Here is a 25951-nt window from a genome sequence, read left to right on the forward strand (position 1 = left end):
ACCCGGCCGGAACCGGGCCGCCCCATCGATCAGAAAGACGAAATCAGCTCGCCGAAGTCCAGAGCAGGATGCCGATGACGAACGACAGAATGCCGAGGGCTTCAGCCAGGGCCGCGCCGACGAACAGGTTGCCGATTTGCGAGCCGGCGGCCGACGGGTTGCGCAGGGCACCCGCCAGGAAGTTGCCGAAGATGTTGCCGACGCCGATGCCGGCACCGATCATGCCGGTCATGGCCAGGCCGGCGCCGATGGCGTTACCGGCCGAGACGATGGCGGCGGCGTTGGCGGCGGCGATTTGCGGATCAACCATGGTGTTCAGTCCTGTGAGAGTTGGTTGGTTGGAGAAGAACGGGTGGCTTAGTGATGGTCGCCGAGATTGACCACGTCATTCAGATAGACGCAGGTCAGGACGGCGAAGACGAAGGCCTGGAGGAAGGCCACGAGGAATTCGAGCGCGGTCAGGGCGGTGACCAGGCTGAGCGAGAGCGCCGCCCCCGGAAGGCCCAGAAGGCCCAGGCCGCCGGCGGCGGCCATGCCGCCCAGCGTCACAACGAAGCCGGCGAAGACCTTCAGGGCGACGTGGCCCCCCATCATGTTGCCGAAAAGACGAAGGGTCAGGGTCAGGGGGCGCAGCAGGAAGGAGAAGAACTCGATCAGGCCGACCACCGGGCGCATCAGGAGGGGCGCGCCGGTCGGCCAGAACAGGCCGAGGAATTTGAAGCCGTTCTTCATGATCCCGATCACCACGACGAGGGCGAAGGTGATCACACCGAAGGTGGCGGTCACGGCAAGCTGCGAGGTTGCCGTGAAGCTGAGGAACATGCCCAGCAGGTTCATGGAGAGGATGAAGGTGAAGACGGTGAAGACGAACGGGAAATACTTCTTGCCGTCATGACCGATGATGGAGTTGGCGATGTCGTCGATCATGCCGAACAACGTCTCGCCCGCAGCCTGGCCACGGCCCGGAACCACCTTGGCACCCGAAGTCACCAGCTGGAAAAAGCCGACGACCAGCAGGAAGGCGATGGTCATGGCGAGATGCGAATTGGTGAAGGCCAGGTGCACCGTGCCGACGACGGGCAGGGTCACTTCGCCGAAGTCGAGACCCGGCAGGGGGGTAACCTGGAACTGGTGTAGCGGATCGGCCATCGGGCGATCAGACTCCCTGGTCTTCGTCGTCGAAGGGAACCGACTCCGGCTCCCCATACTGTTTTGCCTCGGCCATCAGACGTTGCGCCGTGCGCCACGCCATCCACACCGAAACGGCGAAGCCCAGAAGGACACCGCCGATGATTCCCCAAGGCGTCGTACCGGCGAACCGGTCGATGCCGAACCCGATCGCCAGGCCGACGAAGACGCCGCCGAACAGATCGGCAAGAATCTTCCAAGCCTGCGACGCTGCCGCCTGACCCGCCGCCTCGTGAGAGATCTGCCGGGCGGTGCGCGCCTCCAGATCGGATGCGCTGGTGTGAAGGCGTTTGATCGCCTCTTCGCGCGATTCCGGTGGCAGGGACATAAGGGCCTCAGCGCCTCTCCGCTGACGTCGAAAGACGGGCGTCGAGGAGGGTCTGAATTCGGCGCGGAACCTATAGGCGGGACCCGGTTTGGTCAAGGCGGTCGCCAGACTCATTAGTCTTTTGATATCTCAAAGGATTGTTGCGTCCGTACCGGGGTGTGACGTTATGTTCGTTCGTCCAGATCAGGGGCAGGCCGATGGACGGGCGGCCGAGGGCGCGCTCGCGTTGGCGGACTTGCCACTTCTTCTTGATGAAGACCCGGCGAAGGCAGCTAATCCGGGCGTTTTCAGGCCCTGACCGCGCGCGTCGCTTCAACCCCGAGCGCCTGGAGCGCAGCGGCGGCGATGTGTTCGGCGTTGAGGCCGGCGGTGGCGTACATGGCGGCGGGATTGTCCTGGTCCTGGAAAACGTCAGGCAGGCACAGGGTGCGGATCTTCAGGCCCGAGTCGAGCGCGCCCTTGTCGGAGAGCAGCTGGAGCACAAAGGCGCCGAAGCCGCCCATGGCCCCCTCCTCTACCGTGATCAGGCATTCATGCTCGCGGGCGAGGCGCAGGATCAGATCGGCGTCCAGCGGCTTGGCGAAGCGGGCGTCGGCGACGGTGGCCGAGACACCGCGGGCGGCAAGGGCCTCGGCGGCCTTGAGCGATTCCTGCAGCCGGGTGCCGAGCGACAGGATGGCGACCGTCGTGCCTTCGCGGACGATGCGGCCCTTGCCGATCTCGAGCGGGGCGGCGAGTTCGGGGATTTCGACCCCGATGCCGTCGCCGCGCGGATAGCGGAAGGCTGAGGGGCGGTCGTCGATTTCGAGGCTGGTGGCGATCATGGCGGCGAGGTCGGCCTCGTCCGCGGCGGCCATCAGCACCATGCCCGGAAGCGCCCCCATGAAGCCGATGTCGAACGATCCGGCATGGGTGCAGCCGTCGGCCCCGACCAGACCGGCGCGGTCCATGGCGAAGCGCACCGGCAGGGACTGGATGGCGACGTCGTGGACCACCTGGTCGTAGCCGCGCTGGAGGAAGGTCGAATAGATGGCGCAGACCGGCTTCATCCCGTCGGCGGCGAGGCCGGCGGCGAAGGTGACCGCGTGCTGTTCGGCGATGCCGACATCATAAGTGCGGGCCGGATAGGCCTGGCCGAACAGGTCCAGCCCCGTGCCCGAGGGCATGGCAGCGGTGATGGCGACGATGGTGGGGTCCAGCGCCGCCCGCTTGATCAGCTCGGTCCCGAACACCTTCGTGTAGCTGGGGGCATTGGAGACGGATTTCGACTGCTGGCCCGAGACCACATCGAATTTGGCGACCGCATGCAGTTTGTCGGCGCTGGATTCGGCCGGGGCATAGCCCTTGCCCTTCTGGGTGACGACATGGACCACCACCGGGCGGTCGGTGATGGCGGCGGCATTCTTGAGAATGGGGACCAGGTTGTCCATGTCGTGCCCGTCGACCGGCCCGACATAGTAGAAGCCCAGTTCCTCGAAGAAGGTGCCGCCGACGATCATGCCGCGGGCGTATTCCTCGGCCTTGCGGGCGGCGTTGCGGAACGGGCGCGGCAGGTGTTCGGCGACCGATTTTCCGAAACGGCGAAAATTGCGATAGGCGCCGCCGGAGACCTGTTTGGCCAGATAGGCGCTCATGCCGCCCACCGGTGGAGCGATCGACATGTCGTTGTCGTTGAGGATGACCATCAGCTGGCCATTGGTCGTCTCGGCGGCGTTGTTCATGGCCTCATAGGCCATGCCGGCGGACATGGAGCCGTCACCGATCACGGCCACGACGCGGTTCTTTTCGCCTTTCTGGTCGCGGGCGGCGGCGAAGCCGAGGGCCGCGCTGATCGAGGTCGAGGCGTGGGCGGCACCGAAGGGGTCGTATTCGCTCTCGCTGCGTTTGGTGAAGCCACTGAGGCCGCCCGGCTGGCGCAAGGTGCGGATGCGGTCGCGGCGACCGGTCAGGATCTTGTGCGGATAGCACTGATGGCCGACGTCCCAGATCAGGATGTCCTTCGGCGTTTCGAAGACATGGTGCAGGGCGACGGTCAGCTCGACCACGCCGAGGCCGGCCCCGAGGTGGCCACCGGTGACGGAGACCGCATCTATGGTCTCGGCCCGCAGTTCGTCGGCCAGCTGGCGCAACTGCGAGATGTCAAAACCGCGCGTGTCGGCGGGAAGGTGGACCTGGTCGAGCAGGGGGGTATCGGGCATGAAAACTCTGGATCGGGTGCGGTCTCAGTGGGCTCGGACGACCGTGTCAATACAAGGGCGCGAAGCGGTCAAGACTGGCGCTTTAGCACGAAGTCGACACTGGCCTTGAGGATTTCGGCATCGGGGCCGAAAAGGTCGAGGTGGCCCCGGGCCTGATCGGCGAGATGCGCGACGCGATGCCGCGCCTGGTCGACGCCCAGCAGGGTGACGAAATTGGTCTTGCCGCGGGCGGCGTCCTTGTTGGCCGCCTTGCCCAGGATGTCCTCGTCGCCCTCAACGTCCAGCAGATCGTCGACGATCTGGTAGGCCAGGCCGATGTCGTGGGCGAAGCTGGTCAGGGCCTGACGGTGAACCTCGCGGGCCCCGGCGATGATCAGGGGAATCTCGAAGGCATAGGTGAACAGGGCCCCGGTCTTGAGCCGCTGCATCCGGGCCACGCCGCCGAGGTCGTCGCGGACGCCCAGCAGGTCGATCATCTGGCCACCGGCCATGCCGCGGGCGCCGCTGGCCAGCGACAGGCGGGCGGCCAGTTCGCAGCGCACGGCGGGGTCGTCGTGGGTGTCCTCGTGCAGCAGGATGTCGAAGGCGGCGGTCTGCAGGGCGTCGCCGGCGAGGACGGCGGTGGCCTCGTCATAGGCCCTGTGCACGGTCGGCCGTCCACGGCGGACGTCGTCGTCGTCCATACAGGGCAGGTCGTCGTGCACCAGGCTGTAGGCATGGACGCATTCGAGGGCACAGGCGGCGCGGAGCACCGGCCGCTCCTCGATGTCGAACAGATTGGCGGCCTCGAGGGCGAAGAAGGGACGTAACCGCTTGCCGGGGCCGAGGGCGGCATAGCGCATGGCCTCGGTCAGGCGCGATTCGGGGCCATCGGCGCGCGGCAGGAGTTCATCCAGGGCGACGGTGACCAGATCGGCGATCTCGGCCACCCGGTCGATCACGCCCTGCTCCGGCGAATTGGCGGCGAGGATCCGGTTCAGAACAGCCTCCCGCCGAGGGGGACCTCGCGGTCGACACCGACCAGGACCACCTCGCCCGCCGCATCGGGAAAGCCCAGGGTCAGGACCTCGGACATGAAGGGGCCGATCTGGCGCGGCGGAAAGTTGACGACGGCGGCGACCTTGCGGCCCAGCAGCTGGTCGCGGGTATAGTGGACGGTGATCTGGGCCGAGGACTTCTTCACGCCGATGTCGGGGCCGAAATCTATGGTGAGCTTCCACGCCGGCTTGCGCGCCTCGGGGAAAGGATCGACGGCGAGCACCTGACCCACGCGAACATCGACCTTCATGAAGTCATCGAAGGCGATCTGCGTGGCGGGGGCCGGCATCAGCTGAACCCGGCCGGTTCGACGCCCTTCGCCTGGCCGTCGGGGCCGACCACGATCTTCTCGACGCGCAGCTGGGCGGCCTTGAGACGGTTCTCGCAATGCGCCTTGAGCCGCGCACCCTCTTCATAGAGGGCGATGGACTCCTCAAGCGGGGCCTGGCCGGACTCGAGCTTGGACACGATGGCTTCGAGGCGCTGCAGGGCGTCCTCGAAGCTGAGGTCGGCGGGGATGGGGGCTGTTTCGGTCATCGCGAACGACCCTAGAGGGGGCGGAGCCGGGCCTCAAGCGGAGAGCGGGGTCCGGCGGGCGATTGGGGCTGGAAGGGTCCTTCGTGATGAACCCGCCCTCGTAGAGCAAGAGCAACGGCTCAGGGGACGGGCGCGCGGCGGGCGGTGATGATGCGGATGCGGGGGTCGAGCATCTGGCCGCGCATGAAGCCCTCGCCCTCGGTGGGGGATTTGGGGGCGGCGAGGATGGTGCGGACGACGTCCATGCCCTCAATGACACGACCGAAGACGGCGAAACCCGGATCGCCCGGCGCGGCCCGGCCGGCGTCGAAACCGGGCAGATTGCCGACGATGATGAAGAAGTCTCCGTCGGCCGTGCCCGGATCGAACCGCGCCATGGAGAGCGCCCCGTCGACATGGCGCAGGCCGGTCTGGCTGGTCGGCTCATGGGCGATCGGCGGCAGGATGCGGTCCGGCGCATTGGCGGTCCCGCCCTGGACCACGCCGGTCCCGGCACCCAGCGCCATGCCGCGGTAAAAGTCGGTCCCGTTGAACCGCCCCTCGTCGACATAGCGGAGGAAGTTGGCGGCGGTGGCGGGCGCGCGGGGATCGGTCTCGACGAGGATGGATCCGGCGGAGGTTTCGAGAATCACGCGGACGGCAACCGCCGGGTCCGGCGATGCATCCTGGGCGGCGGCCGGAGCCGACAGGGCGGCGGTGAGGCAGAGGGCGAGCAGGGACCGTCGAATCATCGCCCTCTCCCGCCCGTCAGCGTTTCTCGAACCGCCGCTGGGACCAGTATTTGAAGCCCTGGTTGTGGACCAGGGTCCAGCCGCCCGCGCGCAGCCGGCGGCCGACCATGTGGTTGAAATAGCCGTGGGCGAGGACCAGCACGTCCTGACCGCTTTCGGCGCGGGCGATCAGGGCCTGCGCAGCCTTTTCGGCGCGGCACTCGGCCTCGCGCCGGCTCTCCTGACCCTCGTGGTGATTGAAGACATGCCACCAGAAGCGCGCGACCGCGCCCCAGTATTTGGGCGGCAGTTTGAACCAGTCGGGGAAATGCGGCGGCGGCAGGGGGGCCTCGATGAACAGGGCGTCCGACATGACCTCACGACCGGCGGCGATGGCGGCGGCGGTCTCCTGGGCGCGGGGGCGGGTCGAGGCGTAGATGGCGCCCGCGCCCTCGGCCGTGGCCAGCAGTTCAGGGGGCGGGGTCTGGCCGGCGCGCAGGCCGCCGACCTCGTACCGGGCCCACCAGTCGCGGTACTGGTCGGAGGTCAGGTAGCATTTGCGTGACAGGGCCGGCTCGCCATGGCGGGCCAGGACGATGGCACCCGGACGCACCGAGACCAGGGCGGCGCGCGGCAGCACGGGCTCTGTCTTCGACGGCGCAAGGGCGTCGGCCATCAGTGAGTCTCTGGCGGGGGCGGGCATGATGTCTGGAGGCAAGCGATTGGCGAACCGTCCTTTATTCCTCCCCCAGGGCCTGAACGTGGGCGACAGCGGAACGGCCCAGACCCTCTAGGTCGTAACCGCCCTCGAGCGAGGACACAACCTTGCCGCCGCAGCGCGAGCGCGCGACCTCGAGGACGGCGCGGGTGGCCCAGGCGAAATCCTCGGCCTCCAGGGACTGATGGGCCAGCGGATCGCGGCGGTGGGCGTCGAAACCGGCGGAGATCAGGATCAGGTCGGGGCGGAAGGCCTCGAGCGCCGGCATCAGCCCGCCGGCGAAGGCTCCGCGCCAGGCCTCGCGGGCCGCATGGGGCGGGACCGGGACGTTGACGATGTTGCCGACGCCGGTCTCGGACGCCGCGCCTGTTCCGGGATAGAGTGGCGACTGGTGGATGGAGCCGAGAAACAGGCTGTCGTCTGATTCGAATGCGGCCTGGGTGCCGTTGCCGTGGTGGACGTCGAAATCGATCACGGCGACCCGGGCCATGCCCTCGGACTGGGCCACGCGGGCGGCGACGGCGACGTTGGAGAACAGGCAGAAGCCCATGCTCTGGCCGGGTTCCGCATGGTGGCCGGGCGGGCGGACAGCGGCAAAGGCGCGGGCGGTCTCGCTGCGGGCGACGGCGCGGACGGCATCGATCACGGCACCGGCGGCGAGGCGGGCAGCGCGGACGCTGCCCGGCGAAAGGACAGTGTCGGCGTCCAGCTGGCGCAGGCCGCTGTCGGGCCCAGCGGCGAGCAGGCGGGCGACATGGTCGGCGGGATGCAGGCGTTCGAGGTCGGCGACCGCAGCCTCGGTCGCGGCATGGCGGTCGAGGCCGAGGTCCGCGGCGTCGAGGGCGTCCAGAACGGCCTGCAGCCGCTCCGGGCTCTCGGGATGGCCGACGCCGGGGCGGTGGGCCAGCATGTCGGGGTGGGTGAAGAGGGCGACGCTCATCGGGCCTATTCTAGCGCTTAATGTGACAAACATCATGCGCTCATCCCGGCGACCCGACGGGTAGAAGAAATGGGTTGAGCCGGACGGGAGATCGGGTGAAAGCGGGGCCATGACCGAGCCGCTGATCCGCCCCGCCGTAGACGCCGACGCCGCCGCCCTGGGCGTGCTGGGACGGCAGACCTTCCTCGACACCTTTGTGGAGGGGTTCGGCATCCCCTATCCGGCCGGGGATCTGGCGCGTTTCCTCGACGCCAGTTTTCGCCCCGAAGCGATCCGGGCGAAGCTGCAGGAGCCCGGCGCGGCCTGGTGGGTAGCGGAGCGGGACGGCGCACTGCTGGCCTTTGCCAATACCGGACCGAACACCCTGCCCCATCCGGATGCACGGCCCAGCCATGCCGAGCTGCGGCGGCTGTATGTGTCAAAGGCGGCGCAGGGTCTTGGGCTGGGGACGAGGCTGCTGACAGTGGCGCTGGAGTGGATGGAGGCGAACACCGACGGGCCGCTGTGGATCGGCGTCTGGAGCGGCAATGCGAAGGCGCAGAAGCTGTATGCGGCCTACGGGTTCGAGGTGGCGGGCGAGTATCAGTATCCGGTCGGGGCCTGGATGGATGACGAGTTCATACTCAGACGGGGATAGACGGTGGCCCGCAACCGTGGCTTGATCCTGTCTTGAGTATGGGATGACGACATGATCGGACGACTGGTTTTCATAGCGGCCATGCTGGCGTCGTCGATGGCCTGGGCGCAGGAGGCGGACGCCCCGGCTACGGTCGAGGAGATCGCCGCCGCTAAGGCGCATGCCGACGCGGTCATGGACAGGAACGACGCCCGCCCGTTCTTCATCAACGTCACCCGCGGGGAGGTTCCGCTGGTGCGCCACGTGGCCAGCGGCTGACCTGTGCGTTCAATGTCGGCGACCCGCGCGACGCCATCACGTTTTATACCCAGGGCGACGACCCTCTCGCGAGGGGCGAGGACGTGAGTTGCGCGTCGTGGCGGGATACGACCTATGTCAGCCTGTTCGCCACCCGCTATCCGGAGGCCTATTCGGCCGAGCAGCTGTTCGCCGCAGCCGTGCAGGACATTCGCCGAAGTTGGCAGAACGTCGCTGCGGTCGAAGGGGATTTTTCGATCGCCACGATAGGCGACCAGGACGTCCCGCTCGCCGCCGTCTTTACGGCGGAACGCAACGACCTCAAGCGACAGACGATGGTTGTCCTGCGCAACATCGGTGCCTGGAGCTTCAAGGCCCGAGCGACGGGCGAGCCTGGCGATGCGGAGTTGCCCAAGGTGGGATCGTTGATCTTCGCATTGGCTTTGCCGGGCGGATGGGAAGCGGCACAGCCATAGTCGTGCCGCGTCCCAAGGTGGGCGGGTATCACTATCCGGTCGGGGCGTGGATGGATGACGAGTTCATCCTGCGGCGCGGATAGACTATATGGGTCGAATGACCCGCGATGAATTGCTGATCAAGCTGCGCGAACTGAAGCCCTGGCTGGAAGAGCAGGGCATCGTCAATGTGCGCCTGTTCGGGAGTTATGCGCGGGACGAGGCGGGACCGGACAGCGATGTGGACCTGCTGGTGGATTTGGCGAAACCGATGGGTTTCCGCTTCTTCGGCATCGAGGAAGACCTTACCGAACAGGTCGGTACCAAGGTCGAGATGGTTACAAACGCCGCCTTGCGGAACCCCTATATCCGCAGAACTGCCGAGCGTGACGCCCTTGTGGTCTGAACGTGATGCTGGCCTCGTTGGCGAGATGATCGAGGCCATCGCGCTGATCGAAAAAATCGTCGATGGGGAGGTGCGCGAAGCGTTTCTCGGCGACAAGGCCAAGCCTCACGCCCTGGCGATGTTCTTCGTCATGATGGGCGAGGCAGCCAACAAGGTCGGCGCGGGTGTAAGAATGGCCCATCCCGACGTACCCTGGCAGCGCATCGCCAAACTCAGGCATATCATTGCCCATGAGTATCGGCGCATCGATCATGGGGAGCTTTGGGAGATCGCCATCAATGACATTCCGAGACTGGCAATCGACTTGCCAGCTCCGCCGCCACCAGAAGATTTCGACTGATGCTCCTCCCCTTCTTCACCGCCCTGCGCGACGCCAAGGTTCCCGTGTCTATGAAGGAATGGCTCCATCTGATGGAGGCCATGGACAAGGACGTGGCCGGGCGGAAGGTCGATGACTTCTACCATCTGTCGCGGGCGGTGCTGGTCAAGGACGAGAAACACTACGACCGTTTCGACCAGGTGTTCGGCAAGGTGTTCGCCGGAATTGAAAGTGTCGGCGCCGGCGAGGAGCCGTCGCTGGACGTGCCCGAGGACTGGCTGAAGCTGCTCAATGAGAAATTCCTCACCGATGAGGAGAAGGCCGAGATCGAGGCCCTCGGCGGGTTCGACAAGCTGATGGAGACGCTGAAACAGCGTCTGGAAGAGCAGAAGGGCCGGCACGAGGGCGGCAACAAATGGGTCGGCACCGGCGGCACCAGCCCGTTCGGCCACGGCGGCTACAATCCCGAGGGCGTGCGTATCGGTGGGCCAGGCAAGCACGGGCGGGCGGTCAAGGTCTGGGAGAAGCGCGAGTACCGGAATCTGGACGACCAGGTCGAACTGGGCACCCGCAACATCAAGGTGGCCCTGCGCCGCCTGCGCCGGTTCGCCCGGCAGGGGGCGCTGGACGAGCTGGACATGGATGCCACCATCGACGGCACGGCGCGTCAGGGCTGGCTGGACATCCATATGCGGCCCGAGCGGCGCAATACGATCAAGGTGCTGCTGTTCCTCGACATCGGCGGCTCGATGGATGCCCATGTGAAGATGTGCGAGGAACTGTTCTCGGCCGCCAAGACCGAGTTCAAACATCTGGAATTCTTCTACTTCCACAACTGCCTCTACGAGGGGGTGTGGAAGGACAACCGGCGCCGGCACAGCGAGAAGATCCCGACCTGGGACGTGCTGAACAAATACCCCGCCGACTGGCGTGCCATCTTCGTCGGCGATGCCACCATGAGTCCGTATGAGGTGACCATGCCCGGCGGTTCGGTCGAGCACTGGAACGAGGAAGCGGGCACCGTCTGGATGAAGCGGGCGACGCAGCAGTGGGACAAGGTGGCCTGGCTGAACCCTTCACCCGAGCGCTACTGGAACTATTCCGCCTCGGTCGGGATGCTGCGCGAGCTGGTCGATGAGCGAATGTATCCGCTGACGCTGGACGGGCTGGAGAAGGCGATGCGGGCGCTGGCCAAATAGGTTAGGGTTCGCCGGTCGTCCGAGGAGTGCCCCCATGCTCGCCGCCGTCTTCGCCGTCATTCTGCAACAAGCCGCCCCCCTCCCCGCCGCAGCGGGTCAGGTGGTGTGGGAGACCCCGGTGCCCGTCGAGGCCGCCCAGCCCGTCCCGGCAGCCGAACTCCCGCCCATTCCCGACTCCGCCCGCGCCGATCCCTGGGGCTATGAGCGGGCGGAGTGCAGCCCGCTGATCCGGTCCAGTCAGGAAACCCTCGAGGCCTGTCAGGCGCGGGTGCGGGTGACGCTGGCCGCCCATCTGGGAGCCGACCTGCCCGCCGGCCTGGCCCCCGCGGGGGCGGTCGATGAATGCCGTCAGGCAGCGGCGGGCGACCGCTATGCCCTGCAATGCGGCGCGCCCTCCCGGCCGCAGCGGCCGGCGAGGGTGCTGGAGGAGCGGTCCTGTGAGACCCGCCCGCGCGTCCAGGCGCAGGGTGGCGTGGCCTGGACGGAGGAATGCCGTCCCGCCAGCGGCGTCGACCGGGACGAGGGCGGCCTGAGGATCCGGCTGGGCGGCAAGGACTAGAAGCGGCCCCGCAGCCAGACCGCCACGGCCCAGGCATGGGCCTCGTGCCGCAGCCGGGCCAGGGCCTCATGGGGGTCAAGCCAGACCAGGTCGTGGTCGGTCTCGACCTTGGCGGCGGGGTCCAGGGACAGCTGTTCGGCGATCCAGAAGCCGCCCGTGTTGTTGAGGGGCCTGCCGTCGGTCTTGCGGAAATACTGGGACGCCTCGGCAATGCGGGTCAGGGGCCGGACCGTCATGCCGGTTTCCTCAAGGAACTCGCGGACCAGGGCCTGTTCTTCGGTTTCGTTGCCGTCCACGGCACCGCCGGGCAGGTCCAGATAGCTGCCCTCGCCCCGATCAATGCGGACGCAGGCCAGATTTCCCTCATGGGTCACAAGGCCGAAGGCGGTGGCACGGGGTTGGTAGTCCAGGCCGGGGTCGGCAGTGCCGAACTGGAGGTGGGTGGCGGAGAGCCCCGGGCGAGACGGGCCCGGCTGGGAGCGGGGAACGGATTTCATCGGGCGCGAGCATTAGCGGGGCCTCGGGGCCTGTCCAGTCGCGCGAGGGGAGAAACCGTCTCTGTTCTGAGGATTTGGGGTAATGATCAGTTCCTGTCGGGATCGGGAAGAGTGTTGCTATGGTGTGGTGGTGGTGGATCGCTCCGACGGTCGTTGGCCTGATCGGTACGGGACTGCTGATCAGCGGCCTGCTGTCGGTGTTCAAGGGACGGGTGTTCAGCGGCCTGCTGGCCGGGGCCGGCGGCGCGGGCCTGATGGCGGTCGGCGCGATCGCTGCCCTGCTGGCGCTGGACGTCCAGACCTACGGTCGGTTGACCTATGAGCGGCCGGTCGCAACGGTTCAGACCCGGCAGCTGGGACCCCAGTATTTCGAAGCCACGGTGATGCAGCCCGGCATGGGCGAGAGCGCGCCGGGGGTCAGCAACCTGTTTCCGCTGCATGGCGATGAATGGCGCATCGAGGCGCAGGTGCTGAAATGGAAGCCCTGGGCCAATGTACTGGGGCTGGACACCCAGTACAGGCTGGACCGCCTGTCCGGCCGCTATCAGTCGGTCGAGCAGGAGATCCATGCGACCCGCAGCGTGCATCCCCTCGCGGGCGGAGACGCCGGGCCGGGGTGGTTGCCATGGCGGATCAGTGCCTGGGATACGGCGCGGAAATACCGGAAATATGTCGACGCGGTCGACACCCTGTACGGCGGCGGTGCCTATATGCCGATGGCCGACGGGGCCCAGTATGAGGTCTGGATCACCCAGTCCGGACTGGTGGCCCGGCCCGTGAACGACGCAGCGCGGAATGCGTCCGCCGGGGGTTGGACGGAAGTGGAGTAGGCATCCTTCTCCCCTTGCGGGAGAAGGATGCCTAGACCGTTCCGATCGTCCGCAGGCGGGCCCTCGGGTGGACCTCGTTCTGGCTCATGACCACGGTCTGGCCGCGGAAGCGTTCGATGATCGAGCGGACATAGGGGCGGATCTGCGGGCCGGTCAGCAGGACGGCCGTCTCGCCGGCCATGGCGGCCCGTTCGAACACGTCGCGGACGGCGCGAATGAAGTCCTGCAGCCGTGAGGGAGCCATGGCCAGCTGGCGGTCCTCGCCCTGGCCGATCAGGGCCTCGGCGAAGGCGGCTTCCCAGTCCGGCGACAGGGTGACGATGGGCAGGGCCCCGTCGTCGCCCTTGTGCTGCCAGCACAGCTGGCGTGCCAAACGGCCGCGAACGTGTTCGACCAGGGTGGTGACCGAGCTGGTATGCGGCGCGGCCTCGGCCAGGCCCTCGAGAATGGCACCCAGATCGCGGATCGAGACCTTCTCGCGCAGCAGGCTCTGAAGGACGCGCTGCAGGGTGGTGACGGTGACGACGGACGGGATCAGTTCCTCGACCAGCTTCTTCTCTTCGGTCCCCAGTTCCCTGAGCAGCTTCTGCACCTCGGCATAGGTCAGCAGGTCCGCCATATTCTCCTTGAGGATTTCGGTCAGGTGGGTGGTCAGCACTGTGGACGGGTCGACGATCGTATAGCCGCGGAAGGTGGCCTCCTCGCGCAGGCTTTCGTCGATCCAGGTGGCGGGCAGGCCAAAGGCCGGCTCCTTGGTGTGTTCGCCCGGCAGCTCGACCTGACGGCCGGCCGGGTCCATGGCCATCAGCGAGCCGAGACGGACCTCGCCGGTGCCCGCCTCCATCTCCTTGATGCGGATGGCGTAGGCCTGGGTGCCGAGCCGCATGTTGTCGAGGATGCGCACCGACGGCATGACGAAGCCATACTCCTGGGCCAGGGATCGGCGCAGGGCTCGGACCTGGTCGGTCAGGCGGCGGCCCTCGAGATCGTTGATCAGGGACAACAGGGAATAGCCCAGCTCGATCTTGACCTCATCGATGGCCAGGGCGGTGCCGATGGGCTCCTCGACATCATCCTTCGGTCCGGCAGCGTCGGCCAGCTCGCCCTCGGTCGGCAGGGGTTTGAGCCTGTTACGGCCCAGTCGCCAGGCCATGAAGCCTGCGCCGAGGGCCAGGGCTGCGAACGGCAGCAGGGGCATGCCGGGGATCAGGCCGATCAGGCCGGAGGCGGCGGAAACCACGCCGAGACTGACGGGGTTGGTGGCCAGCTGGGCGACGAGGGCCTTGTCGGCTGTGCCCTCGACACCGGCCTTCGAGACCAGGAAGCCGGCGGCGATCGAGATGATGATGGCCGGAACCTGGGTCACCAGGCCGTCACCGACGGTCAGGGCGACATAGGAGTTGGCCGCGTCGCCGATGCTCATGCCGTGCTGGAGCGTGCCGATCAGAATGCCGCCGATGGCATTGATGAAGACGATGATCAGGCCGGCGACGGCGTCGCCGCGGACGAATTTCGAGGCACCGTCCATGGCCCCGAAGAAGGTCGATTCCTGCTCCAGTTCCTTGCGGCGACGCTTGGCGGTGTCCTCATCGATCAGGCCGGACGACAGGTCGGCGTCGATGGCCATCTGCTTGCCCGGCATGGAGTCCAGGGTGAAGCGGGCCGAGACCTCGGCGATACGGGTCGAGCCCTTGGTGATGACGACGAAATTCACCACCAGGATGATGGCGAAGATGATGATGCCGATGATGAAACTGCCGCCCATCATCAGGGCACCGAAGGCCTCGATGACCTGACCGGCACCGCCCGGACCCTCGTGGCCGTGGCTCAGGACGAGGCGGGTCGAGGCCAGGTTGAGGCCCAGCCGGAACAGGGTCGAGACCAGCAGGACCGTCGGGAAGATGGCGAAGTCCAGCGGCTTCTTCATCATCACCGCGGTCATCAGGATCAGCACGCTGGAGACGAGCGAAACCGCCAGCAGCACATCCATCAGGAAGACCGGGATCGGCAGGATCAGCAGCAGGATGACGCCGATGACGCCGATGGCCATGCCCACCTCGCCGCGCGCGACCCAGCCCATGATGTCGCGACCGGTCGGACGGGCCATGCCGTCGCGCATCATGGTCGAGGCGGGGATGTCGGTCATGCGTAGCCGAGGGCGGAGAGGGTCAGGCGTGTGGCGTCAGCGATGACGGCCTCATTCTCTGAGTCCGAGGAGGCGCGGACGCCGTGGTAATAGATGGCGAGTGTGATCGGGGCGCCCGTTGGCGGATAGAGCAGACCGATGTCGTTCGTGGGGCCGTAGCCGCCTGTGCCCGTCTTGTGCGCGACGCGCCATCCGACCGGAACGCCAGCCTTGATCCGGCCCGGTCCGGTCGGGGTCTCGAACATCCAGCGCAGAAGCCGCTCCTTCGACCCGGTCGAGAGAGGCGTGTCGCGGCTCACGAACAGTCGCCGCAGGTTCACGGCAGACCGGGCGGGGGTGATCGTGTCCTTGTCGCCGTCCAGTCGGTTCATTTCGGGCTCCAGGCGGTCAACCCGCGTGCTCTGGTCGCCGATGCCTCGGTAGAAGCCGCGCATAGCTTCCAGTCCACCCAGTTCGCGGATGAGGATATTGGCGGCCGGGTTGTCGCTAAGACCAACCGTCGCTTCCATCAACTGCTCGACGGTCAGGGTTCCGCCCACCGCGGCCTCGGTGACCGGTGCATGGTTGATCATGTCGGCAGCGGTCACCGGGATGAGACGATCAAGGCGCTCTTCGCCTGCCTGAACCCGGAGCAGGGTCGCCGCCGCCAGATAAGCCTTGAAGGTCGAGCAATACACGAAGCGCTCTTCGTCCCGCCAACCCGCTACGCGAGTGGCGCTCCAGGCGCTTACTCCCAACCGCCCGCCGTGCCGCGCCTCGAGCGCGCTCAGGTCAAGCCTGACGCGCGGAACGATCATCACAGGCTCTCTCTGTTGCGCCTGATCGCAGCCCATCAGCCCCAGCGCGCCGAGGCCGGTCAGGACGCTTCTGCGATCCGCACCCGTGGTCACGCTCAGGCGGCCGCGTAGCCGGGGGCGGCGACGCCGGACTGGGGGGCGATGATCTGGGTGCCTTCGTCGGCGTATTCGTTCAGCTTGTTGCGAAGGGTGCGGATCGAGATACCGAGGATGTTGGCCGCATGGGTGCGGTTGCCGAGGCAGTGCGACAGGGTGTCGAGGATCAGCGCCTTCTCCATCTGCGCCACCGTCTGGCCGACGTGGGCGCGGGTGACGGCGTCAGCGGTCTGGGCGGCACGGGCGGCGGGGCTGTCATAGCCAGCGGCACCGTGGGAGCCGGCGCTGAGCGGCTGGCCGTCGGGCAGGCGGATGGCCTCGACGTCGATCTCGGGGCCGACCGCCAGCAGAACGGCGCGGTGCATGGCGTTTTCCAGCTCGCGGACGTTGCCGTTCCAGCGATGCGAGACCAGGGCGCGGCGGGCATCGAGCGAGATCGGCCGCACCGGCACGCCGTTGGCGGCCGCGTATTTCCTGACGAAATGGTCGGCCAGGACGGAGATGTCGCCGGGCCGCTCGCGCAGGGCCGGAAGGCGCAGGTTAACGACGTTGAGGCGGTAAAGCAGGTCCTCGCGGAAGGTTCCCTCGGCCACCGACTTGGCGAGATCGCGGTTCGAGGTGGCGATGATGCGGATGTTGACCGGCACCGGCTTGGTCCCGCCGACGCGGTCGATGACCCGCTCCTGGATGGCGCGCAGCAGCTTGGCCTGCAGACGGACGTCCATCTCGGAGATCTCGTCGAGCAGCAGGGTGCCGCCGTCGGCCTCCTCGAACTTGCCGATGCGGCGGGCCATGGCACCGGTGAAGGCCCCCTTCTCATGGCCGAACAGCTCGGATTCCAGCAGATTGTCGGGAATGGCGGCGCAGTTGACGCTGATGAACGGGCGTTCGGCGCGCTTCGAACCATTGTGCAGGTAACGGGCCATCACCTCCTTGCCGACGCCGCTTTCGCCGGTGATCAGGATCGAGGCCTCGGAGCGGGCGACCTGGTCGGCCAGCATGATGACCGCCTTCATCGACGGGTCGGCGGAAATCAGCGGGCGATCGTCATCCGCGACGGCGGACAGGACCGCGGCGATGAGATCGGCCTCGGGCGGCAGGGGGATGAACTCCTTGGCCCCGGCGCGAATGGCGTTGGCCGCATCCGTGGCGTCGGCGTCGACGCCGCAGGCCACCACGGTGACGTGGATTCGCTCGGCCTCATTGGCCGCAATCAGGGCCGCGATGTCGATGCGATAGTCGACCATCAGCAGGTCGGCCCCCTGCCCTCGACGGAGCTGCTCCGTCGCCTGATCGCCGCGCTCGACATGGCTGACCTTGGCGCCGTGCGCCATGGCCATCTTCACCGCCGTCGCCAGCTGTCCGCTGAGCCTGCCCACTACCAGAAGCCGCATCGGTCTTCTCCTCTATTCTTTACGCACGAACCGGCCGCCGATCAGGCGGCGGAGTCCTCGGTCTTGATGATTTCCGTCATGGTCACGCCCAGCCGGTCCTCGACGACGACGACCTCGCCGCGGGCAACCAGCCGGTTGTTGACGAAGATGTCGATGGCCTCGCCGACCTTGCGGTCGAGCTCCAGCACACTGCCGCGGTTCAGCTTGAGAAGCTGGGCCACAGACATATGGGCCTTGCCCAGCACCGCCGAGATGTTGACCGGCACGTCGAAGACAGGCGCGAGATCCTGGGCTGTCTTGTCCGACGGCTCATCGATCACCGCGAGTGCATCGGAGTCCGGAAACTCCTCCAGGGCCATGGTGTCAGATTCCATTACGGCCTCCCTTCGGTCGAGGTTTCGGGGGATAGATTTTCGGCATGTCCGGCCTCGGCGGCCAGGGCGGAGCTCAAGGCTTCACTCATGCGGGTGAAGGCATCTTCCGGATCGAAGGCGGCGCGGCCGTCGGCCCATTCAAGCTGGAAGGCGGCCGGTGCCATGGCGGGCTCGGTGCGGAAGGCGACAATGCCCGAGAAGCCGGCGTCGGCGCACAGCTGCTGAATCCGCGCATGGGTCGCTTCGGTGAGATCGCCGGTACGGATGACCAGCCGCGGCGAGGCGTCGATCTCCTGGCCCAACGCTTCGAGCGCGGCTTGCAGAGGGGCCTCGGGGTGGCGGTCGAGCGCGGAAGCGGACACGACGCGGGCCGCCGTGAGGGCCAGCTCGGCGGCCTGCTGACGATGCAGCTGGGCCACCTGGGCGAGAGCCGGGGCGGCAGCGGCCAGCGCCTGGCCGATGGTCGACAGGGCCATGGCCTGGATGCTCTCGACCTCGGCGAGGGCCGCATTGCGGGCCTCCAGGCGGGCCTGGGCGACGAGGGCGTCCACCTCGGCCGGACCATAGGCACGCTTGATCGGACGGAAGACCGCGGCGCGAATGACCTCACCCGAGGCGTCGAACTCGGTGTCAAAGGCGAAGGGGGTGCTGAGGGGCTGAGGGGTCATGTCAATAGATCAACTCGTCGTCGCCGCCCTGGCCCACCAGCATGATGTCGCCCTTGGCGGCGAGATCCTTGGCGACCTGGACCATGGCCATCTGAGCCTGATCGACGTCCTTGAGGCGAACCGGCCCCATCGACTCCATGTCCTCGCGCAGAATCTTGGCGGCGCGCTCGGACATGTTGGAGAAGAACAGCTCGCGCAGGGATTCCGAGGCCCCCTTCATGGCAAGGCCGAGGGAGTCCTTCTCGACCCCGCGCAACAGGGTCTGCACACCGCCGGGATCCAGCTTGGCGAGGTCCTCGAACACGAACATCAGGGCGCGGATGCGTTCGGCAGACTCGCGGTTGCGCTCTTCCAGCGCGCCGATGAAGCGGGCCTCGGTCTGACGGTCAAAGCTGTTGAAGATGTCGGCCATCATCTCGTGGCTGTCGCGCTTCGAAGTGCGCGCCAGGTTCGACATGAATTCATTGCGCAGGGTCTGTTCGATCTTGTCGAGGATCTCGCGCTGGACAGGCTCCATCCGCAGCATGCGCTGCACGCATTCGAGAGCGAAATCCTCGGGCAGGCTGGTCAGGACCCGGGCAGCATGCTCCGGCTTGATCTTCGAGAGCACCACAGCGACGGTCTGCGGATATTCATTCTTCAGATAGTTGGCGAGGACAGCCTCGTTCACATTGCCGAGCTTGTCCCACATGGTGCGACCAGCGGGGCCCCGGATCTCCTCCATCATGCCTTCGACGCGGTCCTTCGGCATGAAGGCCGCCAGCAGGCGCTGGGTCTGATCGAAACTGCCCATGACGGCGCCGGAGCCGCTCATGCCCGAGACAAACTCGATCAGCAGATCCTCGACGACCTGGCTGCTGACCGTGCCGAGCGACGACATGGCCTGGGAGACCTCCTTGATCTCCTCCTCGTCCAGGGCTTGCCACAGACGGGTATGGTCCTCCCCGAGAGCGAGCAGGACGACGGCAGCCTTCTCCGGCCCTGTCAGCTTCTTGGCGTCATCAACCGCCTTTTTGCCAATCGAGCGCGCCATCAGCCTTCATGGATCCAGCTGCGCAGGATAGCGGCCGATTCGTCAGGATGCTTCTCGACGAACTCTGCGACCTTCTTGACCGAAGAGGCCTTCACCTGGCCCTCGATCCGGGCGATGTCGAGCCGCTGGTCCATCTCGGACGGCCCGCCCAGTTGGGCCATGGCACCGTCAGCGCCCCCCACGAGGGCGGTCTGCAGCGAGGTCACGCCGCCGCCCGCGCCGGCAAGCTGCAGCTGACCGGCTCCGCCCGCTGCGACCCCGCTCGCTGTTTTCAGCAGAGGACGCAGGACGAAGAAGATCAGGAGCAGGCCGGTGATCAGGAGCACCAGCAGCTCCACGCCGCGCATGATGTCGTCCTTGGTGAAGTTGAACAGGGACGACGTGGCCTCCTCACCACCGACGACAGCAAGGTCGCGGTTGAACCGGGCGTTGAGCACCTCGATCTTGTCACCCCGGGCCTCATCAATACCCACGGCGGCGGCAACCAGGGTCTTGATCTGGGCGATCTCCGCGGGCGTGCGCGGGGCATAGGTCGGGGCACCGCCATTGGCGGCGGGCGTCCAACGGCCGTCCACCGCGACCGAAACGGCCAGTCGCTTGATCTCGCCGGCCTCCTTCACGGTGGTCGTGGTCGTGTTGGAGATCTCGTAGTTGGTGGTCTCGGTATTGGCCGTGTCGCGTGACCCGGCCATGGCGGCCTCCGGTGGCGCACCGCCCGGGATGTTGTTCGTCGCGGTGGCACCGCCTTCCGCGGCAGGCTCCGTCTCGGTGGACTCGCTGCCGTTGGTCGCGGTGGAGCGCACCACCTGGCCGTCCGGATCGTAGCGCTGCTCCTGGGTCGTGGAGCGGCTGTGGTCGATATCTGCCGTGACCTGGACCCGCGCGCCGCCGACGCCGACGACGCCCTCGACAATGTCCATGATCCGCGCCTGCAAGCGGGCCTCGGTCGTTTGCTGTGCGTCCTGGGCCGAGGCGGCGCTGAAACCCTCGGCGTCCGAGCCGGCCGCCAGGGTCCGGTTGGACGTATCGGTCACGGTGACCTTTTCAGGCTTCAGATTGGGGACCGAGGAGGCAACGACATTGCGGATGGCCTGGACCTGGGCGCCGGTCAGCTGGCCGCCGGTGACGCCCACAACCACCGAGGCGGTCGGTTCGGCCGCATCGGACTGGAACAGTTCGCGGCGCGGCAGGGCGATCATGACGCGAGCGGAGTTAATCCCTCGCCAGGTCAGAATGTTGCGGGCCAGTTCGCCTTCGAGGGCGCGCTTTTCGTTGAGGTTCTGCTGAAATTCGGTCTGGCCGAGCACCGACTGGTTGTCGAAAACTTCGTAGCCGACCGAACCGGAGGTCACCAGACCCTTGCCGGCGACCAGCATGCGCGCCTCGCCCACCTCATCGCGACTGACGAAGATGGTCGAACCGTCTCCCTTCGAGGAATATTTGATCCCGGCGGCGTCGAGAGCGGTCGTGACCTCGGACGCTTCCTGGAGGTCGAGGTTGGAGTAAAGCAGGGCGTCAGGCGCCTGGCCGATGCGCAGCATGACGGCGACCAGCACGGCCGCGACGCCGGCGGCAACGCCCAGCACCACGGTCAGCCGACCGATTCCGAATCTCTGCAACGCCGCCGTGAAGCCGCCCACGCGTCCCGCCCCGAATACTCACGGGTCTTTACAGACGCCCGCCAGGCAGAAAATGCCGGGCGCGTGGTAAATGCGGGGTTAAGACCCTTGGTCAATCACCGCTTTTTGCGCTTCTGCATGACGAAGCCGATGATTTTTGCGGCCGCTTCGAAATGCTCGCGCGGGATGGTTTCATCGATGTCGACGGCGGCGTAGAGGGCACGCGCTAGGGGCACGTTCTCGACGATCGGGACATTGTGCTCCCGCGCCACTTCACGAATCCGCAGGGCGAGGGCGTCGACACCCTTGGCCACGCAGATGGGTGCGGGATCACCCTCGCCGGGCTCGTAGCGCAGGGCGACGGAATAGTGGGTCGGGTTGGTGACGATGACCGTGGCTCCGGGCACGTTCTGCATCATCCGCTGTCGACTGCGCTGGTGCCGGATCTGGCGCAGCTTGGCCTTGATGTGCGGGTCACCCTCGGACTGTTTGTAGTCTTCCTTGGTCTCTTCCTTGGTCATCTTCATCCGCTCGGCGAAGCGGAATCGCTGCCAGAGGAAGTCCGCGCCCGCGGTAAAGGCCAGGAAGATGATCGTCGCCATCATCAGGGCCACGGCCAGGTCACGCGCCGCCGGCAGGATCAGGGCCGGCGGCATGGCCGCCATATTCTCCAGCTCACGCACATGGGGCTTCAGCACCAGCCAGCAGATCAGGCCGACCGCCAGCAGTTTGAGAAAGGTCTTGAGGAACTGGACAAGGCCGTCCGGCCCGAAGATCCGGTGGAAACCCTTGAGCGGGTTCACCTTCGACCAGTCGGGTTTCAGCTTGTCGGCCGTGAACAGCAGGCCGGACTGGGCGACATTGCCGCCGACGCCGCCGATGATCGTGGCCAGCATGACCGTTCCGAGAAAAGGCACCATGGCCCAGACGGCCATGATGCCGATCTCGACGCCCGCTCCGGCCTCGAGACCTCCCAGCATGGTGTGCGGAGCCGCGATGAAGGGCCGAAGCTGTTGAGCCATGGAGCTGGCGAACCAGCCGCCGGACATCAATACGACAGCGGCCGCCCCGGCCAGGGAGAGGGCCGCGGCGACGTCGGGAGACTTGGCGACATCCCCCTTCTTGCGGGCCTCCTCAAGTTTTCGTGGGGAGGCCTCTTCTGTCTTCGAGTCGGGATCCGGCGTATCAGCCACCGGCGTCTCCGACGAAGACATTGGCCAGGGCGCGGTAGCGGTCGATGAAGACCGTTCCGACGACGCCGAGGCTGAGGGCGAAGACCGACAGGCCCAGCAGGATGCTGAGCGGGGCGGCGGCGAAGAAGACCTGGAATGACGGCATCACCCGGCCGACGAGACCCGAGGCGAGGTTGAAGATCAGGGCGAAGACCAGCAGGGGGGCGGACAACTGAACCCCCAGCATGAAGGCGTCGCCTAGGGTGCGGATCGCGAGGGTGGCGAAGTCCCCCGTGAGCAGGGGCCCGGCCAGGGGGATCAGGTCATAGGATCCGACCAGCCCGGCAATGAACAGATGGTGGGTGTTGGTCGCAAAGATCATGGCCGTGCCCAGCAGCATCAGGAAGGCCCCGATGGTCGAGCCGGGCTGGGCCTGCATCGGGCTGGCGGTCTGGGCGAAGGCGAGGGTCGTCTGAAGGGCGACAATCTCGCCCGCCGTGGCCAGGGCGGTCAGGAAAGACCGCAGAAGCGCGCCGATCATGAGGCCGACGATCACCTCGCGGATGACCCATCCCGCCATGCCGCTCACGGTCGCGGGCAAGGCCGGAAGGCCGCCGACGATCACCGGCCACAGGACCAGGGTGACAGCGAGGGCCAGGGACAGGCGGATGCGCGGCGAGACATAGCTTTCACCGATGCCGGGCAGCATCAGCAGGACGGCGCCGATCCGGGAAAAGATCAGTGCACCCTGCCAAACCTGCTCCGATGTCGCCCAGGGTTCCACCTACAGGTGTCCCATGACGATCACATGCCGGCGATGCGTGCCGCGATCGTCCGCATGAAGCCGCCCAGAAGCGCTCCCATCAGCGGCAGGAACAGCAGCAGGCTGACGAAGATGGCGATGATCTTGGGCGCATAGATCAGGGTCTGTTCCTGGATCTGGGTCAGAGCCTGGAACAGGCCGATCACCACGCCGACGACCAGGCCGACCAGCAGGACGGGCGCGCACAGCTGGATCGTCAGCCAGAGGGCGTCGCGCCCTACATCCATCACTTCCGTGCCGCTCATTGAAATCAAACTCCGGGGATACCGGGCAGAAAATGCCGGGAGCGTGGTTAATGGCGCGTTAGCAAGAAGTGGTTGACGGGTGACCGTCGGTGCCGCGCGGCCGGACCGGGTGCCCACAGGCGAGTGTCAGGGCGGTTGCCCCCCCCCGGTTCGACGCTCGACCCTCGACCCTCGACCCCCTATGTCTGGTCGGATGAGAAAATCGTCCGCTCCCCGATCCGCCGTCACCCAGTCTGATGCCGAAGCCGCCGTGCGCACCCTGATCGAATGGGCGGGTGACACCCCCGACCGGGAAGGGCTGCTGGACACCCCCGCGCGGGTGGCGCGCAGCTATCGCGAGCTTTTCGCCGGCTATGAGGTGGACCCGCGGGCCTATCTTGAGCGGACCTTCGAGGAGGTCGGCGGCTATGATCAGCTGGTCGTGCTGAAGAACATCCGCTTCGTCAGCTTCTGCGAACATCACATGCTGCCGGTCGTAGGCTTTGCCCATGTCGGCTATCTGCCGACCGACCGGGTGGTCGGCATCTCCAAACTGGCGCGGGTGGTCCGGGGCTATGCCCGCCGCCTGCAGATCCAGGAGAAGATGACCTCCGAGATCGCCAATGCCATCGAGGAGGTGCTCCGGCCGCAGGGGGTCGGCGTGGTCATTCAAGCCGAGCACAGCTGCATGACCCTGCGCGGAGTCGACGCACCGGGCACGAGCCTGACCACCAGCGCCCTGCGCGGCGTGGTCAGGGACGACGCGCGGACCCGGGAAGAGTTCCTGCGGCTGGTGCCGGGGTGACGGTCCGGGTAACCGCCGGCCGGGGAGCGTGCGCGGCATGGGCCGGCTGATCGAGGAACTGGACTATCGTGCGACCGCCATGGGGCCGCTGATCCTGCGGCGGCGCTGGGTGGCAGCGATCGACGCCGATGTGATCGAGGTCATACTCGGCGAAGAGCATCTGATGTCCAGCCTGTTCACGGTGGGCGAGACCGAACTGGCCGTCCGGGGCCTGGCGGCAGCGAAGAGCGGGCCATTACGGGTCCTGGTGGGCGGTCTGGGCCTGGGCTACACGGCCCGCACAGCGCTGGCCGACACCCGGGTCACGTCAGTCGATGTCGTCGACGCCCTCGCCCCGGTGATCGAATGGCACGAGGCCGGACTGGTGCCCCTGGGTGAGAGTCTCGGACAGGAGCCGCGCTGCCATCTCAGGCTCGGCGACTTCTTCGGCTGGTTCGACACGCCGCGCGCCCCGGGGGATCGCCATGACGTCGTACTCCTCGACATCGACCATTCACCCCGCGCCCTGCTCCACCCCGAACACGCGCGCTTCTACACCGAGCCCGGACTGCGAAGGCTGAGGGAGGGCATCGCCGCCGGCGGGGTGTTCGCCATGTGGTCGGACGAGGGACCCGACGCGGCCTTCATCGCCCTGCTGGAAGCCGTGTTCGTCGAGGTCCGGGCCGAGGTCGTCGCCTTCGACAATCCCCTGACCGGCAGCGCCTCGACCTGCACGATCTACGTTTGCAACCGGGCTTGAGCGGCGCAGGCTGACGCGGCCCGGTCCTTGCGGAATTCGCCTCAGAAGAGGTGTCTTCCATGGCCTGGACCGCGATTTCGACCCGAAACGAGACACTGCCGATAGCGCGCGGCGGCTGGCTGGACGCGCTGCGCTTCATTGTGGCCGGCCTGATCATCCTGCACCATTTCCAGGACTCGGGTCCGATCCCCCTGGCCGAGGGCCTGCACCCGGTCTTCGAGCGCGGCGGGTTCCTGCTCACCAACTTCTTCCTCATCGACAGCGGCTATGTGCTGATGCGGGTCTATGGCGGCTCGGTCGCCGGGGGCCGGATGTCCGCCGGCGACTTCTTCGCCAAGCGGTTCCTGCGGGTCTGGCCCGCGCACATCATCATGGGGCTGAGTCTGGTCGCCCTCGTCGTCGGGGGGACGGCCATCGGGGTCGGGCCGCGGGCACCGGAATGGTTCGCCTGGGACCAGCTGCCGGCCCAGCTTGGGCTGGTGCAGGCGTTCGGGATTCCGGGCGGCTACGGCTGGAACTCACCCAGCTGGTCGGTCTCGGCCCTGATCGGCTGCTATCTGGCCTTCCCGTGGATCCTGAGGGGTCTGGCCCGGCTGGGGCCCTGGAGCGTGCTGGCCCTGGGCCTGGGCGGGTATCTGATCGCCAACCAGCTGACCTGGAGCCTGCTTGGCTATCCCGTCTACCAGATGCCGATGGGCTTCGGCTTCTTCCGCGCCCTGCCGCTGTTCTTCCTCGGTATGGCCCTGGCATGGTTCGCCGAAAAGGTCTGGATCGCGCCGAAGCTGGCGGGCTGGGCCGGGATCGGCGCAGCCCTGATGCTGGCCTTCGTCCAGTATTTCGACAAACACGCCCTGATTTCGCTGGCCTGTATCGCGACCATCATCCTGGCTGCCGGTGCCGTGCCCACGCCGCGACCCTCGAAATGGGTGGAGAGGGCGGCGCAGGTCTCGTTCTCGATGTTCATCACCAATGAGGTCGTGCGGATCGCCTGGTTCGGGGTGGTCAATGTGATGATCGCGAAATTCGCCCTGCCCGTCGCCGTCCAGTGGGGGTTGTGGGGCTTGGGTATCCTCGCGGCCTTTGCCTTCGCCTTCCTGTTCCATGCGCTGGTCGATACGCCGATCCAGGACCGGATCCGCGCCTGGCGGACGCATCGGTCACGGCTGCGGTCGCGGCTGATGGCCGTAGCCGGGCCGGGTGTGCCGCTGAAAGGCTGAGACAGCAAACGGCGGACGCGGGTCGCGCCGGGCCGGAATTGGGATAGA

General features: G+C 66.9%; 32 protein-coding genes. 11 read left to right on the plus strand and 21 right to left on the minus strand.

Going from position 1 to position 25951, the window contains the following annotated elements:
* Positions 1–43: 43 nt before the first annotated feature.
* The 10 genes from Q0053_RS08420 to Q0053_RS08465 all read right to left on the minus strand — a co-directional run bounded on the left by Q0053_RS08420 (position 44) and on the right by Q0053_RS08465 (position 7657).
* Entirely contained in the window at positions 44–310 is a 267-nt protein-coding gene (locus tag Q0053_RS08420; RefSeq protein WP_298098723.1) for a F0F1 ATP synthase subunit C, read from the minus strand.
* Positions 311–357: 47 nt separating this feature from the next.
* Entirely contained in the window at positions 358–1149 is a 792-nt protein-coding gene (locus tag Q0053_RS08425) for a F0F1 ATP synthase subunit A (protein ID WP_298098725.1), read from the minus strand.
* 7 nt (positions 1150–1156) lie between these two features.
* The gene (locus Q0053_RS08430) at positions 1157–1516 is read right to left on the minus strand and encodes an AtpZ/AtpI family protein (protein ID WP_298098728.1); all 360 of its coding nucleotides are present in this window, start codon (positions 1514–1516) and stop codon (positions 1157–1159) included.
* Between the two features lie 287 nt (positions 1517–1803).
* Positions 1804–3714: a 1-deoxy-D-xylulose-5-phosphate synthase gene (gene dxs, locus Q0053_RS08435; protein ID WP_298098730.1), complete on the minus strand. Its 1911-nt coding sequence runs from the start codon at positions 3712–3714 to the stop codon at positions 1804–1806.
* Positions 3715–3782: 68 nt separating this feature from the next.
* Positions 3783–4655 carry a polyprenyl synthetase family protein gene (locus Q0053_RS08440; RefSeq protein ID WP_298098733.1) on the minus strand — a complete coding sequence of 291 codons (873 nt, stop codon included), beginning with the start codon at positions 4653–4655 and terminating at the stop codon, positions 3783–3785.
* A gap of 35 nt (positions 4656–4690) precedes the next feature.
* Entirely contained in the window at positions 4691–5041 is a 351-nt protein-coding gene (locus tag Q0053_RS08445; RefSeq protein ID WP_298098736.1) for a tRNA-binding protein, read from the minus strand.
* Positions 5041–5289: an exodeoxyribonuclease VII small subunit gene (locus tag Q0053_RS08450; protein WP_298098739.1), complete on the minus strand. Its 249-nt coding sequence runs from the start codon at positions 5287–5289 to the stop codon at positions 5041–5043. Before Q0053_RS08450 ends, Q0053_RS08445 begins: the two co-directional genes overlap by 1 nt.
* A gap of 119 nt (positions 5290–5408) precedes the next feature.
* Positions 5409–6020, minus strand: a complete 612-nt coding sequence (locus Q0053_RS08455; RefSeq protein ID WP_298098742.1) for a peptidylprolyl isomerase — start codon at positions 6018–6020, stop codon at positions 5409–5411.
* A 16-nt stretch (positions 6021–6036) separates the two neighbouring features.
* Positions 6037–6675 carry a histidine phosphatase family protein gene (locus Q0053_RS08460; protein ID WP_298098744.1) on the minus strand — a complete coding sequence of 213 codons (639 nt, stop codon included), beginning with the start codon at positions 6673–6675 and terminating at the stop codon, positions 6037–6039.
* A 61-nt stretch (positions 6676–6736) separates the two neighbouring features.
* Positions 6737–7657: a histone deacetylase family protein gene (locus tag Q0053_RS08465; protein ID WP_298098747.1), complete on the minus strand. Its 921-nt coding sequence runs from the start codon at positions 7655–7657 to the stop codon at positions 6737–6739.
* A 109-nt stretch (positions 7658–7766) separates the two neighbouring features.
* Between Q0053_RS08465 and Q0053_RS08470 the strand changes: the two genes are divergently transcribed.
* From Q0053_RS08470 to Q0053_RS08500, 7 genes are all read left to right on the plus strand, one after another.
* Positions 7767–8294, plus strand: coding sequence for a GNAT family N-acetyltransferase (locus Q0053_RS08470; RefSeq protein ID WP_298098750.1), 528 nt, complete (start codon positions 7767–7769; stop codon positions 8292–8294).
* Positions 8295–8345: 51 nt separating this feature from the next.
* Positions 8346–8552 carry a hypothetical protein gene (locus Q0053_RS08475; protein ID WP_298098753.1) on the plus strand — a complete coding sequence of 69 codons (207 nt, stop codon included), beginning with the start codon at positions 8346–8348 and terminating at the stop codon, positions 8550–8552.
* Positions 8553–8635: 83 nt separating this feature from the next.
* Positions 8636–9007: a hypothetical protein gene (locus Q0053_RS08480; RefSeq protein ID WP_298098756.1), complete on the plus strand. Its 372-nt coding sequence runs from the start codon at positions 8636–8638 to the stop codon at positions 9005–9007.
* A gap of 88 nt (positions 9008–9095) precedes the next feature.
* Complete coding sequence (locus Q0053_RS08485) at positions 9096–9392, plus strand: nucleotidyltransferase family protein (RefSeq protein ID WP_298098760.1); 297 nt, start codon at positions 9096–9098, stop codon at positions 9390–9392.
* Between the two features lie 25 nt (positions 9393–9417).
* Positions 9418–9732 (plus strand): DUF86 domain-containing protein, encoded by a 315-nt coding sequence (locus tag Q0053_RS08490; protein WP_298098763.1) that lies wholly within the window; start codon positions 9418–9420, stop codon positions 9730–9732.
* Entirely contained in the window at positions 9732–10910 is a 1179-nt protein-coding gene (locus tag Q0053_RS08495) for a VWA domain-containing protein (protein ID WP_298098766.1), read from the plus strand. Before Q0053_RS08490 ends, Q0053_RS08495 begins: the two co-directional genes overlap by 1 nt.
* Before the next feature lie 34 nt (positions 10911–10944).
* The gene (locus Q0053_RS08500) at positions 10945–11469 is read left to right on the plus strand and encodes a hypothetical protein (RefSeq protein WP_298098769.1); all 525 of its coding nucleotides are present in this window, start codon (positions 10945–10947) and stop codon (positions 11467–11469) included.
* Here Q0053_RS08500 and Q0053_RS08505 read toward each other — a convergent pair.
* Positions 11466–11966 (minus strand): NUDIX domain-containing protein, encoded by a 501-nt coding sequence (locus Q0053_RS08505; protein WP_298098772.1) that lies wholly within the window; start codon positions 11964–11966, stop codon positions 11466–11468. The genes Q0053_RS08500 and Q0053_RS08505 overlap by 4 nt on opposite strands.
* A 119-nt stretch (positions 11967–12085) precedes the next feature.
* Here Q0053_RS08505 and Q0053_RS08510 point away from each other — a divergent pair, with 119 nt between their 5' ends.
* Entirely contained in the window at positions 12086–12796 is a 711-nt protein-coding gene (locus Q0053_RS08510) for a hypothetical protein (RefSeq protein WP_298098775.1), read from the plus strand.
* Positions 12797–12827: 31 nt separating this feature from the next.
* Here Q0053_RS08510 and flhA read toward each other — a convergent pair whose 3' ends face one another.
* The 10 genes from flhA to fliQ all read right to left on the minus strand — a co-directional run bounded on the left by flhA (position 12828) and on the right by fliQ (position 23163).
* The gene (gene flhA, locus Q0053_RS08515) at positions 12828–14918 is read right to left on the minus strand and encodes a flagellar biosynthesis protein FlhA (protein ID WP_298098938.1); all 2091 of its coding nucleotides are present in this window, start codon (positions 14916–14918) and stop codon (positions 12828–12830) included.
* Positions 14919–14938: 20 nt separating this feature from the next.
* Positions 14939–15739, minus strand: a complete 801-nt coding sequence (bla, locus tag Q0053_RS08520) for a class A beta-lactamase (RefSeq protein WP_298098778.1) — start codon at positions 15737–15739, stop codon at positions 14939–14941.
* Positions 15740–15834: 95 nt separating this feature from the next.
* Positions 15835–17229 carry a sigma-54-dependent Fis family transcriptional regulator gene (locus Q0053_RS08525; protein ID WP_298098781.1) on the minus strand — a complete coding sequence of 465 codons (1395 nt, stop codon included), beginning with the start codon at positions 17227–17229 and terminating at the stop codon, positions 15835–15837.
* Between the two features lie 41 nt (positions 17230–17270).
* Entirely contained in the window at positions 17271–17603 is a 333-nt protein-coding gene (fliN, locus tag Q0053_RS08530; RefSeq protein WP_298098784.1) for a flagellar motor switch protein FliN, read from the minus strand.
* On the minus strand, positions 17603–18271 hold the full coding sequence (locus tag Q0053_RS08535; RefSeq protein ID WP_298098787.1) for a flagellar assembly protein FlbE: 669 nt from the start codon (positions 18269–18271) through the stop codon (positions 17603–17605). The genes fliN and Q0053_RS08535 overlap by 1 nt, the downstream gene beginning before the upstream one ends.
* A 1-nt stretch (position 18272) precedes the next feature.
* A complete protein-coding gene (gene fliG, locus Q0053_RS08540; RefSeq protein ID WP_298098790.1) occupies positions 18273–19304 on the minus strand; it encodes a flagellar motor switch protein FliG in 1032 nt (343 codons plus the stop codon).
* A complete protein-coding gene (fliF, locus tag Q0053_RS08545) occupies positions 19304–20944 on the minus strand; it encodes a flagellar basal-body MS-ring/collar protein FliF (RefSeq protein WP_298098793.1) in 1641 nt (546 codons plus the stop codon). Before fliF ends, fliG begins: the two co-directional genes overlap by 1 nt.
* A gap of 95 nt (positions 20945–21039) precedes the next feature.
* Complete coding sequence (gene flhB / locus Q0053_RS08550) at positions 21040–22116, minus strand: flagellar biosynthesis protein FlhB (RefSeq protein WP_298098796.1); 1077 nt, start codon at positions 22114–22116, stop codon at positions 21040–21042.
* Complete coding sequence (gene fliR / locus Q0053_RS08555; RefSeq protein ID WP_298098799.1) at positions 22109–22879, minus strand: flagellar biosynthetic protein FliR; 771 nt, start codon at positions 22877–22879, stop codon at positions 22109–22111. The genes flhB and fliR overlap by 8 nt, the downstream gene beginning before the upstream one ends.
* Positions 22880–22899: 20 nt before the next feature.
* Positions 22900–23163, minus strand: a complete 264-nt coding sequence (gene fliQ / locus Q0053_RS08560) for a flagellar biosynthesis protein FliQ (protein ID WP_298098802.1) — start codon at positions 23161–23163, stop codon at positions 22900–22902.
* 193 nt (positions 23164–23356) lie between these two features.
* Here fliQ and folE point away from each other — a divergent pair, with 193 nt between their 5' ends.
* The 3 genes from folE to Q0053_RS08575 are packed head-to-tail and all read left to right on the plus strand — an operon-like array spanning position 23357 to position 25903.
* On the plus strand, positions 23357–23947 hold the full coding sequence (gene folE, locus Q0053_RS08565) for a GTP cyclohydrolase I FolE (protein WP_298098805.1): 591 nt from the start codon (positions 23357–23359) through the stop codon (positions 23945–23947).
* Between the two features lie 37 nt (positions 23948–23984).
* Entirely contained in the window at positions 23985–24686 is a 702-nt protein-coding gene (locus Q0053_RS08570) for a hypothetical protein (RefSeq protein WP_298098808.1), read from the plus strand.
* Between the two features lie 59 nt (positions 24687–24745).
* Positions 24746–25903, plus strand: coding sequence for an acyltransferase (locus tag Q0053_RS08575; protein WP_298098810.1), 1158 nt, complete (start codon positions 24746–24748; stop codon positions 25901–25903).
* Positions 25904–25951 lie beyond the last annotated feature (48 nt).

This window comes from Brevundimonas sp., assembly GCF_027487935.1.
Taxonomy (GTDB): domain Bacteria; phylum Pseudomonadota; class Alphaproteobacteria; order Caulobacterales; family Caulobacteraceae; genus Brevundimonas.